This window comes from Burkholderia orbicola (assembly GCF_900100915.1).
Classification (GTDB): domain Bacteria; phylum Pseudomonadota; class Gammaproteobacteria; order Burkholderiales; family Burkholderiaceae; genus Burkholderia; species Burkholderia orbicola.
On record NZ_FNKW01000002.1, the window covers coordinates 93,476 to 106,205 of the forward strand.

A 12,730-nucleotide genomic window follows, 5' to 3' on the forward strand; every position below is an offset into this window, starting at 1 on the left:
CGCCGGCGATCGGAGAGGTCGCAATCGTGGTGTGTGCGTCACGCGTTCGCGCCGCGCGCGAGTCGGTCAAGTTCATGCTCGAGTTCCCTTAGCTGAAAACGTTCCGCCAACGAGCGCAACGCGTCGATTTGATCCCGCAACCCGGGTCGGGCCTCGCGGGCAGCGTCGAGCGCTTCGATCACGCCCTGTACGTAGCCGACTTCGAGATGCGCATGCAGATGTTCGATGAGCTCGCGTGGCCACACGGCGGGCGTGGGCGGCTGTGTCGCCACCGGTCGCGCGCTGGCGCCGGAGTCCGATGCGATCCAGTCGAGCGCCAGCAGCTGTGCAAGCTTGTCGAGCAGCAGATTCACCTGCAGCGGTTTCACCAGATAACCCTTGCATCCGGTCGCGCTCGCCCGATCGCGGTCGTCGGCGAATGCGTTGGCGGAGAGCAGCACGATGGGCGCGTTCGACAACTGATTCTCGGAGATCAGGCGGCTGGTTTCGTAGCCGTCCATCAGCGGCATCGAAATATCCATGATGATCGCGTCGGCCGTGTGCATCGCCAGCCAGCGCAGCGCATCGGTGCCGCTGGCGGCTTCAGCGACGTCGAAGCCGAGCGGCGTGAGCAATTGCACGACGATGTCGCGCTGATCGTCGAGGTCGTCCACCACGAGAATGGTGCGGCGCGCACCCGTATAGCCGCGAATCGACGCGAGTTCGGCGTGGGTTTCGGCCGCCGCGTCGACGGCGGGGGCGAACAGGCGCACCACGAAGCGCGTGCCGTGCCCGACTTCGCTGTCCACTTCGAGGCTGCCGCCGAGCGCTTGCGTGAGCAGGCGGCAGATCGTGAGCCCGAGACCGGCGCCGTGATCGTACGCATGGGCCGCTTCGCCGCGTTCGAACGGCAGGAACAGGCGCTCCAGTTCGGCGGGCGGGATGCCGGGGCCGGTATCGACCACCTCGAATTTGAGCGTATCGAGCACGTGGCTCACGCGCAGCGTGATCGTGCCGCTCGACGTGAAGCGGATCGCATTGCCGATCAGGTTGGTGAGGATCTGGCTCATGCACTTCTGGTCGGTGCGCACGGTGGCGGGCAGCCGACCGACCGTCTGCACGTCGAAGGCGAGCGCTTTTTCGAGCGCCTGCGGACGCAGCATCGACGTCAGGTGGGCGACGAAATCGGCGAGGGATACCTTGGCGACGTTCAACTGAAGCTTGCCCGCCTCGATGCGCGCGATGTCGAGCAGGCCGTCGACGAGCGCGAGCAGATGCTCGCCGCTGCGATGGATCGTACGCACGGCGTTGTAGCGCATGGGCGTGAGTTCTTCCTTCGCCTGCAGCAGTAATTGTGCGTAGCCGAGAATGCTGTTCAGCGGCGTGCGCAGCTCGTGGCTCAAGCCGGACACGTAACGGCTCTTGGCCTGGTTGGCCGATTCCGCGGCGGCGGTCGCGCGCTTGAGCGCCGCGTCGGTTTTCTGATGCGCGTCGATTTCGAGCATCAGCAATTCGTTTTGCCGCTGCGACTCTTCCTGCGTGACGCGGCGGTTTTCGCGCTCCAGCACGAACCACCAGGCCGCGATGCAGCCCACCAGCGAGAGCGCGAGAAAGATATTCAGAAAACTGCCGGAGAGCGCATGGGCGATCGATGGCCCGGCGGCGCGCATCGACGTCGCGCTCTGCGCCCAGATCAGATAGAGCACGCTGCCCAGCACCGCGAGCATCGCCAGCACGAGGCTCGCATAGTGAATGAGGCGCAGCGCGGCAGGGCCGAGCCGCGCGCCCGGCAGCACGCGATGCAGCGCGCGGTCGGCCTGCGACGCGAAGCGCGCGTGCGGCTTGCAGCGATCGTGGCAGCGCGAGTCGAGCGAGCAGCACAGCGAGCAGATCGTGCCGCCATAGGCCGGGCAGTGCGCCGTATCGTCGGGCTCGAAGGTGTTTTCGCAAATCGCGCAGCGCAGCGAAGTGGCGTCGCCGGTCGGTTGCGCGGCGCGGGCAATGTAATAGCGGCCGCGGGTGAGTACCGCGAGCAGCGGCGCGCAGGCGAACGCCGCACCGAACGCGATGAACGACGACATCGCCTGGGCGAGCACGCCGAACAGGCCGCTGTGCGCGAGCATCGCGACGGCGGCCGCGATCAGCATCGCACCGACGCCCACGGGGTTCACGTCGTAGAGATGCGCGCGCTTGAACTCGATATGTCGCGGGCTATAGCCGAGCGGCTTGTTGATGACGAGATCGGCGAACAACGCGCCGATCCACGCGATCGCGATGTTCGCGTAGAGCGACAGCACCTTGGCGATCGCATCGAACACGCCCATTTCGACGAGCAGCAACGCGATCATGACGTTGAACACGAGCCATACCACGCGGCCCGGATGGCTGTGCGTGAGCCGCGCGAAAAAATTGGACCACGCGAGCGAGCCCGCATAGGCATTGGTCACGTTGATCTTCAACTGCGAGACGATCACGAACAGCGTCATCGCGGGCAGCGCCCAGCTCGCGAGGCCCAACGGATCGAGCAGCAGATGATAGGCGACGAGGTACATCTGCGTGGGCCGGGTGGCGTGGACGGCATCGACTTCGTACTGCAGCGCGATGAAGGCGAGCAATGCGCCGCCCAGCATCTTGAGCGCGCCGGGGACGATCCAGCCCGGCCCCGTCGAGAGCAATGCGAACCACCAGCGCGTGCGGTTCTTCGCGGTGAGCGGCGGCAGGAAGCGCAGATAGTCCACCTGTTCACCTACCTGCACGATCAGCGCGAACACGACCGTCGACGCTTGACCGAAGGCGATCAGGCTGAAAGCGCGGCCTTGCGGCGCGAAGCCCGCGAAGGTGGTCCATTGCGCGATCAGGTCGGAATGGCGCCACAGCACGGCAGCGTAGGGCAGCACGAACAGGACGAGCCACAGCGGCTGCGTCCAGCTTTGCAGGCGGTTGATCAGCGTGATCCCGAACATGACGATCGGAATCACCACGAGCGAACTCACGACGTACGCAATCGCCAGCGAAATATGGAAATACAGCTGGAGCGCCAGCGACATGATGGCCGCTTCGAGCGCGAAAAAAATGAACGTGAACACCGCATACAGCAGTGAAGTGACCGTCGAGCCGATATAGCCGAAGCCCGCGCCGCGCGTGAGCAGGTCCATGTCGACGCCGTAGCGCGCCGCGTAATAGCTGATGGGCAAGCTGGTGAGCCAGATCAGCACGGAGACGGCCGCAATGGCCCAGACCGCGTTCGTGAAGCCGTAGTTGACGACGAGACTGCCGCCGATCGCTTCCAGCACCAGAAACGACACCGCGCCGATCGCCGTATTGGCCACGCGCAGCTCCGACCAGCGCCGGAACGAGCGCGGCGTGAAGCGCAGCGCATAGTCCTCGAGGGTTTCGTCGCCGACCCAGGCGTTGTAGTCGCGGCGCACCTTGACGATGCGTTGCGTACCGGGCGCGCCCACTGACGGGTGACTCTGGGACATGAGGATGATCCGAAATGGTGCGAAAGCGGCACGAGCGGGGCGCGAACGGCACAACGGCGGACCACGCCGCTCAGGAGCGCCCTGCAATGCAAATTACATTCCAGCCCGCGCACCGGGAATACGTCGATTGACGTATTTCGATCCTCAAATTGGCTTCCTACATTGCGTCCAACCTCGACCCAGCCCGCAGCGATCCGCGCCGGGCACCCGATAAGGAGAACGTGATGTCCGCAGACGATCGATTCGATGACGATGCCCGGATGCCTTCGCCGTTGCGCCGGAAAATGCTCGGCGGTCTCGCCGCCGCGCCGCTGATGGCGCTGGGCCTGCCGCGCGGCGCGTTTGCGCAGACGCCGCCCACGGCGAAGGTCAACACCACGCGTCTGGCGGTCACGGACACCACGGTGACGGTCGGCCAGCTGCACTCGGCCACGGGCACGATGGCGATTTCCGAAACCGGTTCGATCCAGGCCGAGCGCCTCGCCATCGAACAGATCAACGCGATGGGCGGCGTGCTGGGCCGCAAGATCCAGATCATTCAGGAAGACGGCGCGTCCGACTGGCCGACCTTCGCCGAAAAGTCGAAGAAGCTGCTGGAGAACGACCACGTCGCGGCCGTGTTCGGCTGCTGGACCTCGGCCTCGCGCAAGGCGGTGCTGCCGGTGTTCGAGAAGGACAACGGCCTGCTGTATTACCCGACCTTCTACGAAGGCCTCGAACAGTCGAAGAACGTGTTCTACACGGGCCAGGAAGCGACCCAGCAGATTGTCTGGGCGCTCGACTGGGCCTCGAACACGAAGAAGGCCAAGACCTTCTTCCTGATCGGCTCCGACTACATCTGGCCGCGCACGTCCAACAAGATCGCGCGCCGCCATATCGAGCAGCATCTGCACGCGAAGGTGGTGGGCGAGGAGTATTACCCGCTCGGCACGACCGAATTCGCGTCGCTGATGAACAAGATCAAGCTGGCGCGCCCGGACTGCATCTTCGCGACCGTGGTGGGCGGCTCGAACGTCGCGTTCTACAAGCAGCTCAAGGCCGCGGGCATCACGCCGCAGAAGCAGTTCCTGCTGACGCTGTCGGTGACCGAGGACGAAGTGCTCGGCATCGGCGGCGACAACTTCGCGGGCTTCTATTCGTCGATGAAGTACTTCCAGTCGCTCGATAACGACAACAACAAGAAGTTCGTCGCGGCGTTCAAGGCGCGCTACGGCCAGAAGTCGGTGATCGGCGACGTGACCCAGGCCGCCTATCTCGGCCCGTGGATCTGGAAGGCCGCGTGCGAGCGCGCGGGCAGCTTCGACGTGGACAAGGTGGTCGCGCATTCGGCCGGCATCGAAGTGGCGAACGCGCCGCAAGGCTACGCGAAGGTCGATGCGAACCACCACCTGTGGAGCCGCTCGCTGATCGGCCAGGGCCAGGCGGACGGCCAATTCAAGGTCGTCGCGCAGTCGGAGCAGCCGATCCAGCCGAATCCGTTCCCCAAGGGCTACATGTAATCCGTCAACCGCAGCGGCGCGGCGGCCGATGACGCCGCCGCGCGAGGAGCGTTCGATGTCCGCTACCGATATTTTCAACATCACGCTGATGCAGGGCTTCGCCGGTCTGAGCCTCTTCAGCGTCCTGCTCCTGATGGGGCTCGGGCTCGCCGTGATCTTCGGCCAGATGGGCGTGATCAACATGGCGCACGGCGAATTCATGACGATCGGCGCCTATACGGTCTACCTGTTTTCGTGGTTTTCGCAGAACGTCTGGCACGCGCTCACGCCCGTGTATTTCTTCTTCGCGATTCTCGCGGCGTTCGCGCTGGCCTTCGCGGCGGGCTGGCTCGCCGAATGGGCGCTGATCCGCCATCTGTACAAGCGCCCGCTCGACACGCTGCTCGCCACCTGGGGCCTGAGCCTCGGCATGCAGCAGGTGTTCCGCTCGACCTTCGGGCCGAAGGAAGTGAGTCCGGCGCTGCCCGACTGGCTGATGGGTTCGTGGGAACCCACGCCCGGCCTCGACATTCCGGTGAGCGGCATGTTCGTGATGGGCCTCGCGCTGCTGATGACGGGCGGCCTGCTGCTCGCGCTCTATCGCTCGCGGTGGGGCTTGCGCGTTCGCGCCACGGTCGCGAACCGGCCGATGGCGAACGCGGCGGGCATCAATACGCGGCGCACCGACCGCATGACGTTTGCGATCGGCTGCGGCATCGCGGGTGTGGCGGGCGCGGCCTTCACGGCGATCGGCTCGACGGGGCCGACGAGCGGCTCGCTCTATATCGTCGATTCGTTTCTCGTCGTGACGTTCGGCGGCGCGGCGAGCTTGCTCGGTACCGTGGCGTCGGCGTTCGGCATCGCGCAGATGCAGTCGATCAGCGAGTTCTTCCTGTCGGGATCGATTGCGCGCGTGCTCACGCTGCTTACCGTCGTGGTGATTCTCATGCTGCGCCCGCAGGGCCTGTTCGCGTCGAAGGTGCGGCGCGTTTAAGCGTGCGTCGATGAACGCGCGTCATTCACAGCTTCATTCGACTGGAGAGATGGACATGGAACCCATCCAACCCGCGGCGGGCGCCGTATCCCCGCGATCCCGCCCGGGCGCGCCGCCGGCCGGCTGGCGCGCTCGCGTCGCGCGGCTCGACGCGTCGGGCTATGCGGGCATCGTGCTGCTCGCGCTGCTGATCGTGGTCGTGTTTCCGCTCGCGCTCGACACGTTCCGCCTGAACCTGATGGGCAAGTACCTGACCTATGCGTTCGTGGCGATCGGCCTCGTGATCGCGTGGGGCTACGGCGGGGTGCTCAGTCTCGGCCAGGGCGTGTTCTTCGGCCTCGGTGGTTACGCGATGGCGATGTTTCTCAAGCTCGAGGCGTCTGATCCGGCCGCCACCCATACGCAGACCACGCCGGGCATTCCCGACTTCATGGACTGGAACCAGCTCACCGCGCTGCCCACGTGGTGGAAGCCGTTTCATTACCTGCCGTTCTCGATCCTCGCGGTGCTCGTCGTGCCGACGGCGCTCGCCTTCGTGATCGGCTACGCGATGTTCAAGCGGCGCGTGGGCGGCGTGTACTTCGCGATCATCACGCAGGCCGTGGCGCTGATCCTCTCGGTGCTGATCATCGGCCAGCAAGGCTATACGGGCGGCGTGAACGGCATCACCGACCTGCGCACGCTGCTCGGCTGGGACATCCGCACCGATCACGCGAAGCTCGTGCTGTATTTCGTGAACGCCGCGCTGCTGATCGGTGCGCTGCTCGTCGGCCGCTGGGTTCAGCGCAGCAAGCTCGGCACGCTGCTGCTCGCGATGCGCGACAAGGAAGACCGCGTGCGCTTCTCGGGCTACGACGTCGCGATGTTCAAGGTGTTCGCGTTCTGTCTCGCGGCGATGCTCGCGGCCATCGGCGGCGCGATGTTCACGCTGCAGGTGGGCTTCATGTCGCCGTCGTTCGTCGGCATCGTGCCGTCGATCGAAATGGTGATCTACGCGGCCATCGGCGGGCGCATGTCGCTGGTCGGCGCGGTGTACGGCGCGATCCTCGTCAATCTCGGCAAGAGCTGGTTCTCGGAGAGCTTTCCGAACCTCTGGCTCTATCTGATGGCGGCGATGTTCATCGGCGTGGTGATGGTGTTTCCGAACGGGCTGGCGGGCCTCTACGACGAGCATGTGCGCCCGCGCGTGCGGCGGCTGCTCGGCGTGGCGAACAAGGGGGCGTGAAGCATGAGCAATACCGACTTTCTGCTCGCGATCGAAGACCTGACCGTGTCGTTCGACGGCTTCAAGGCGATCGATTCGCTCAATCTCTATCTCGAACGCGGCGAGCTGCGCGTGGTGATCGGCCCGAACGGCGCGGGCAAGACCACGCTGCTCGATCTCATCTGCGGCAAGACGAAGGAAACGGCGGGCAGCATCAAGTTCCGCAACGAGGAAATCACGCGTCTCGCGGAATTTCGCCGCGTGCGCCAAGGGATCGGCCGCAAGTTCCAGACGCCGTCGATTTACGAAAACCTGAGCGTCGCGCAGAACCTCGAAGTGTCGTTTCCGCGCGGCCGCAGCGTGTTCGGCGCGCTCGCCTATCGAGAGGATACCGAAGTGGCCGATCGCGTGCGCGACGTGGCCGATGAAATCGGCCTCGCCGCCACGCTCGATATGGAAGCGGGGCTGCTTTCGCACGGCCAGAAACAGTGGCTCGAAATCGGCATGCTGCTCATGCAGGACCCCGAATTGCTGATGCTCGACGAACCGATCGCGGGCATGAGCGTGCGCGAGCGCGAACTGACGGCCGAGCTGCTCGACCGCATCTGCCGCAATCGCTCGATGATCGTGATCGAGCACGACATGGCTTTCGTGGAGCGCATTGCGCACAAGGTCACGGTCATGCATCAGGGGAAGATTCTCGCGGAAGGCCCGATGGCGCAGGTGCAGGCCGACCCGCGCGTGATCGACGTCTACCTGGGCCACTGAGTCCGCCACCGGACGACAACACGGAGAACACATCATGCTGGAAGTCGACGATCTCGTCGTCAGCTACGGCCAGAGCGAGGTGCTGCACGGCATCGACTTTGCCGTCGCGCAAGGCGAAAGCGTGGCCGTGATGGGCCGCAACGGCATGGGCAAGACGACGCTGTTCAAGGCGCTGATCGGCATGCTGCCCGCCAATCGCGGCACGGTGCGCGTGGCCGGCGCCGACGTCTCGAAGGACGAGAGCTACCGCCGCGTGTCGAAGGGCATCGGCTACGTGCCGCAAGGCCGGCAGATTTTCGCGTCGCTGACCGTCGAGGAAAACATCCAGACAGGCCTCGAAAACGCGCAGAGCCAGCGTGTGCCCGACGAGCTCTACGCGTTGTTTCCGGTGTTGTTCGACATGAGAAAGCGCAAGGGCGGCAATCTGTCGGGCGGCCAGCAACAGCAACTCGCGATCGCCCGAGCGCTCGCGACCGACCCGAAGGTGCTGCTGCTCGACGAGCCGACCGAAGGCATCCAGCCGTCCGTCATCAAGGACATCGCCAAGGCGCTCAACCAGATTCGCACGAGCCGCAATATCGCCATCGTCGTATCGGAGCAGGTGCTGAGCTTCGCGCTCGACGTGGCCGACCGCCTGTTCGTGATCGAGGGCGGGCGCTTCGTGCACCAAAGCACGCGCGATGCGGGCGACACCGACCGCATCCGCGAATACCTTTCCGTCTGAGCGCGGCGCGGCGTTCGCGCGCCGTGCCGTCTGTCAATCCGCGAACCCAGGAGCGAACGTCATGCCCGAGACTCTCATCAAGGTCGATCTGAACCAGTCGGCCTACGAAAACGAACAGGTGCACAACCGCTGGCACCCCGACATTCCGATGGCCTGCTGGGTCAAGCCCGGCGACGATTTCATCCTCGAAACCTACGACTGGACCGGCGGCTTCATCAAGAACGACGACAGCGCCGACGACGTGCGCGACATCGACCTGTCGATCGTGCACTTCCTGTCCGGCCCGGTGGGCGTGCACGGCGCGGAGCCCGGCGACCTGCTGGTGGTCGACCTGCTCGACATCGGCGCGAAGGCCGACAGCCAATGGGGCTTCAACGGCTTCTTTTCGAAGACGAACGGCGGCGGCTTTCTCACCGATCATTTCCCCAGCGCGCAGAAATCGATCTGGGATTTTCACGGTGTCTACACGAGCTCGCGCCATATTCCGGGCGTGAATTTCGCGGGCCTGATTCACCCCGGCCTGATCGGCTGCCTGCCCGATCCGACTCTGCTGGAAACCTGGAACGCGCGCGAAACCGGCCTGATCGCCACCGCACCGGAGCGCGTGCCGCCGCTCGCGAATCCGCCGTTCGCGGCTACCGCGCACATGGGCAAGCTCGCGGGCGACGCGCGCGACCAGGCCGCCGCGCAAGGCGCGCGCACGGTGCCGCCGCGCGAGCATGGCGGCAATTGCGACATCAAGGATCTGTCGCGCGGCTCGAAGGTGTTTTTCCCGGTGTACGTGGATGGCGCCGGCCTGTCGGTCGGCGACCTGCACTTCAGCCAGGGCGACGGCGAGATCACGTTCTGCGGCGCGATCGAAATGGCCGGCTGGGTGCATATGCGCGTGAATCTCATCAAGAGCGGCATGGCGAAATACGGTATCCGCAACCCCGTCTTTCAGCCCAGCCCGATCACGCCGACCTACAACGACTACCTGATTTTCGAGGGCATTTCCGTCGACGAGCAGGGGGGCCAGCATTATCTCGACGTCACCACCGCGTATCGCCAGGCGTGTCTGAACGCCATCGAGTATTTGAAGAAATTCGGTTATTCGGGCGCGCAAGCGTATTCGCTGCTGGGCTGCGCGCCGGTGCAGGGGCATATCAGCGGCGTGGTGGACATTCCGAACGCATGCGCGACCTTGTGGCTGCCCACGCAGATCTTCGATTTCGACATTCGCCCGAATGCCGACGGCCCTATCCAGTACATCCAGGGCGGGGTGGATCTGCCGTGTTCGCCGGATCTCGCGAAGGCGTGAGCGACACACTGAAATCACGCAGGAACAGGAGGCCGTCATGCCAATCTACGACTTCGAGTGCGCAAGCTGCGGGCCGTTCTCCGTGATGCGCCGCATCGCGGATCGCGAACAACCGTGCTGCTGTCCCGATTGCGGCGCGCAAGGCGACCGTGTCGTCAGCGCACCCTCGCTCGCGCTGATGGGCGGGGCACGCCGTGCGGCACACGCAACCAACGAGCGTGCCGCGCACGCGCCGCGTCAGTCCGGCGACGGGCCGCCACTGCGCCATCGCGCCGGTTGCAGTTGCTGCTCGGGCGGTGCGGCGAAGCTCGCCGGTACGGCGTCGGACGGCCTCAAGCGGCCGGCGGGACGGCCGTGGATGATCAGCCACTAAGGTGTGCCGCGCGCGAGCCGATGCGGGGAAGCAGCGGCCGTCGCGTGCGGCGTCAACGTGTACGTGTTAGAGGAGGAAAGCGTCATGCGACATGGTGATATTTCCAGCAGCCGCGATTGTGTGGGTGTCGCGGTGGTCAACTACAAGATGCCGCGTCTGCACACGAAGGCGGAGGTGCTCGACAACGCGCGCCGTATCGCCGACATGGTGGTCGGCATGAAGCAGGGTTTGCCGGGCATGGATCTGGTGGTGTTCCCCGAGTATTCGACCCACGGCATCATGTACGACCGCCAGGAGATGTTCGATACGGCGTCGACGATCCCCGGCGAAGAGACGGACATCTTCGCGGCGGCATGCCGCAAGGCCAACGTGTGGGGTGTGTTCTCGATCACGGGCGAGCGCCACGAAGCGCATCCGCACAAGGTCCCGTACAACACGCTCGTGCTGATCGACAATCGCGGCGAGATCGTGCAGAAGTATCGCAAGATCATGCCGTGGACACCGATCGAAGGCTGGTATCCGGGCGACCGCACCTATGTGACGGACGGGCCGAAGGGCCTCAAGATCAGCCTGATCATCTGCGACGACGGCAATTATCCGGAGATCTGGCGCGACTGCGCGATGAATGGCGCCGAGTTGATCGTGCGCTGCCAGGGCTATATGTACCCGGCGAAAGAGCAGCAGGTGATGGTCGCGAAGGCGATGGCGTGGATGAACAACACCTACGTCGCAGTGGCCAACGCGACCGGCTGGGACGGCGTGTATTCGTATTTCGGCCATTCGGCGATCGTCGGGTTCGACGGGCGCACGCTCGGCGAATGCGGCGAGGAGGAAATGGGCGTGCAGTATGCGGAGCTGTCGCTCGGCATGATTCGCGACGCGCGGCGCAACATGCAGTCGCAGAATCATCTATACAAGCTGCTCCATCGCGGGTACACCGGCACGATCAACTCCGGCGACGGCGTGAATGGCGTCGCGGAGTGCCCGTTCGGGTTCTATCGCGACTGGATTGCGGATCCGGACGCCACGCGTCGCCGTGTCGAAGCGCTCACGCGCGCAACGCCTGGTACGCCGGAGTGTCCGATCGAAGGTATTCCACACGAAGGCTGAGTGCGTGCGCCCGGGTGTAATCGGGCGAATTCATGAAGGCGATTCGCAGCGGTTTCGATCGACATGCCGGCGCCCGCACCAAAGCCGCGCCGAGCGGGTTCCGGTGCGGGCCTCTGACGGGTTAGAAGCGATGCACCATGCCCATGCGATAGACCATCTGGTTCGGCCCTGACGACGCGCCAGCCGACGCGTCCACGATCTGGGCATCGTCAAAGCTGGTCCCGGTACGGGCGCTGACGACATGCTGCCAAGCGCCTTGCAGATACAGCGAAGTGCGCTTGCTCAGGTCATAGTCGAGCATCATGCCGATCTGGTGCCACTTGGGGACATATTTCGTGTCGGACGTGTACAGATGCGCCATGGTGAACGTGTAGGACGCTCCCAGCCAGAGGGCATGAGTAAAGTAGTACTGAGCATTGAGTTCGAAGTTGTCGAATTTCCACGCATTCCACGTCGCGCCGTTTTGCAGGGCGGTATTGTCGATCCATGCATTGCCGGCGGGGTTGTAGACATCGACATGGGACCACGCGGCGCCGACGAGTACGTGGGTGAACTGGTAGGAAGCCGCTACGCCGATGTCCTGCTGCGACGAGCCGTTGAAGAGATCGCCACTGTTGACCGCGCCGCCCGCCGCGAGCCCGGGATTGTTGAGCTTCAGGTAAGACGCCGCCGCAGTCAGGTTGCCGCTCTGGTAGTTCAGCGTGGCGCCCCAGACGCGATTGTTCGAGAATCCGCCGGGCTGGTTGCTGAAGCCGTACATCGCTTCCGCGGTGAGTCCGCGGTATGTCGGGGTCACATACTTGACGGCATTGTTGACGCGGAAATCCCAGTCCGTATTGTCGTTGTCGAACGGGTGGGTCGCGATGTCGCCGGCCCAGTTGCCGGCCGCCGTGATACCGCCGAAGCCGAGTGCGTCGACGCTGGTATCGTACTGGCGTCCGAGCGTGAGCGTGCCATACCGTGACGACGACAGGCCCACGAACGCTTGACGGCCGAACATGCTCGAATCCTGACCGAGCTTGCCGCTGTTCACGTTGAAGCCGTTTTCGAGCTGGAAGATGGCCTTGTCGCCGCCGCCAAGGTCCTCACTGCCTTTCAAGCCCCAGCGGCTGCCGAATGTGTCTCCGCTAGACATCTGCCAGGCGCGATGACCGCCTGCATTGCTCGTGAAGTTGAGGCCTTCGTCTATCAGCCCGTATAGCGTGATGCTCTGCTGGGCGTGCGCCGTGCCTGCGAGCAGGAGTGCCGGCGCGAATACGTACCAGGGCAGTTTCTTCGATCGACGTTTCATTTAGTTCCTCTGACGGTGTGGTGGGGC

10 protein-coding genes are annotated in these 12,730 nt (G+C 64.6%); 8 read left to right on the top strand and 2 right to left on the bottom strand.

What is annotated here, in order from left to right; all coding sequences use genetic code 11:
* Positions 1-38: 38 nt before the first annotated feature.
* A complete protein-coding gene (locus BLS50_RS17320; protein ID WP_074802934.1) occupies positions 39-3,461 on the bottom strand; it encodes a hybrid sensor histidine kinase/response regulator in 3,423 nt (1,140 codons plus the stop codon).
* Between the two features lie 224 nt (positions 3,462-3,685).
* Between BLS50_RS17320 and urtA the strand changes: the two genes are divergently transcribed.
* From urtA to BLS50_RS17360, 8 genes are all read left to right on the top strand, one after another.
* The gene (urtA, locus tag BLS50_RS17325; RefSeq protein ID WP_011875581.1) at positions 3,686-4,960 is read left to right on the top strand and encodes an urea ABC transporter substrate-binding protein; all 1,275 of its coding nucleotides are present in this window, start codon (positions 3,686-3,688) and stop codon (positions 4,958-4,960) included.
* Positions 4,961-5,015: 55 nt separating this feature from the next.
* A complete protein-coding gene (urtB, locus tag BLS50_RS17330) occupies positions 5,016-5,933 on the top strand; it encodes an urea ABC transporter permease subunit UrtB (protein WP_011875582.1) in 918 nt (305 codons plus the stop codon).
* A 55-nt stretch (positions 5,934-5,988) separates the two neighbouring features.
* On the top strand, positions 5,989-7,158 hold the full coding sequence (gene urtC / locus BLS50_RS17335; protein WP_069231280.1) for an urea ABC transporter permease subunit UrtC: 1,170 nt from the start codon (positions 5,989-5,991) through the stop codon (positions 7,156-7,158).
* A gap of 3 nt (positions 7,159-7,161) precedes the next feature.
* The gene (urtD, locus tag BLS50_RS17340; protein WP_069231279.1) at positions 7,162-7,905 is read left to right on the top strand and encodes an urea ABC transporter ATP-binding protein UrtD; all 744 of its coding nucleotides are present in this window, start codon (positions 7,162-7,164) and stop codon (positions 7,903-7,905) included.
* A gap of 34 nt (positions 7,906-7,939) precedes the next feature.
* Positions 7,940-8,629: an urea ABC transporter ATP-binding subunit UrtE gene (urtE, locus tag BLS50_RS17345; RefSeq protein ID WP_012339826.1), complete on the top strand. Its 690-nt coding sequence runs from the start codon at positions 7,940-7,942 to the stop codon at positions 8,627-8,629.
* A 61-nt stretch (positions 8,630-8,690) separates the two neighbouring features.
* Positions 8,691-9,929, top strand: coding sequence for a formamidase (gene fmdA, locus BLS50_RS17350; RefSeq protein ID WP_074802937.1), 1,239 nt, complete (start codon positions 8,691-8,693; stop codon positions 9,927-9,929).
* A gap of 37 nt (positions 9,930-9,966) precedes the next feature.
* Positions 9,967-10,302, top strand: a complete 336-nt coding sequence (locus BLS50_RS17355; RefSeq protein WP_069231277.1) for an FmdB family zinc ribbon protein — start codon at positions 9,967-9,969, stop codon at positions 10,300-10,302.
* Between the two features lie 84 nt (positions 10,303-10,386).
* Positions 10,387-11,412 (top strand): aliphatic amidase, encoded by a 1,026-nt coding sequence (locus tag BLS50_RS17360; protein ID WP_074802940.1) that lies wholly within the window; start codon positions 10,387-10,389, stop codon positions 11,410-11,412.
* Positions 11,413-11,533: 121 nt separating this feature from the next.
* Here BLS50_RS17360 and BLS50_RS17365 read toward each other — a convergent pair whose 3' ends face one another.
* Positions 11,534-12,703, bottom strand: a complete 1,170-nt coding sequence (locus tag BLS50_RS17365; protein ID WP_074802943.1) for a porin — start codon at positions 12,701-12,703, stop codon at positions 11,534-11,536.
* Positions 12,704-12,730 lie beyond the last annotated feature (27 nt).

Excerpts from the sequence above, each read along its gene's own strand:
- urtC (WP_069231280.1), top strand. The coding sequence starts at position 5,989 with ATGGAACCCATCCAACCCGCGGCGGGCGCCGTATCCCCGCGATCCCGC.
- urtA (WP_011875581.1), top strand. The coding sequence starts at position 3,686 with ATGTCCGCAGACGATCGATTCGATGACGATGCCCGGATGCCTTCGCCG.
- BLS50_RS17365 (WP_074802943.1), bottom strand. The coding sequence starts at position 12,703 with ATGAAACGTCGATCGAAGAAACTGCCCTGGTACGTATTCGCGCCGGCA.
- BLS50_RS17360 (WP_074802940.1), top strand. The coding sequence starts at position 10,387 with ATGCGACATGGTGATATTTCCAGCAGCCGCGATTGTGTGGGTGTCGCG.
- urtD (WP_069231279.1), top strand. The coding sequence starts at position 7,162 with ATGAGCAATACCGACTTTCTGCTCGCGATCGAAGACCTGACCGTGTCG.
- BLS50_RS17355 (WP_069231277.1), top strand. The coding sequence starts at position 9,967 with ATGCCAATCTACGACTTCGAGTGCGCAAGCTGCGGGCCGTTCTCCGTG.
- urtE (WP_012339826.1), top strand. The coding sequence starts at position 7,940 with ATGCTGGAAGTCGACGATCTCGTCGTCAGCTACGGCCAGAGCGAGGTG.
- fmdA (WP_074802937.1), top strand. The coding sequence starts at position 8,691 with ATGCCCGAGACTCTCATCAAGGTCGATCTGAACCAGTCGGCCTACGAA.
- urtB (WP_011875582.1), top strand. The coding sequence starts at position 5,016 with ATGTCCGCTACCGATATTTTCAACATCACGCTGATGCAGGGCTTCGCC.
- BLS50_RS17320 (WP_074802934.1), bottom strand. The coding sequence starts at position 3,461 with ATGTCCCAGAGTCACCCGTCAGTGGGCGCGCCCGGTACGCAACGCATC.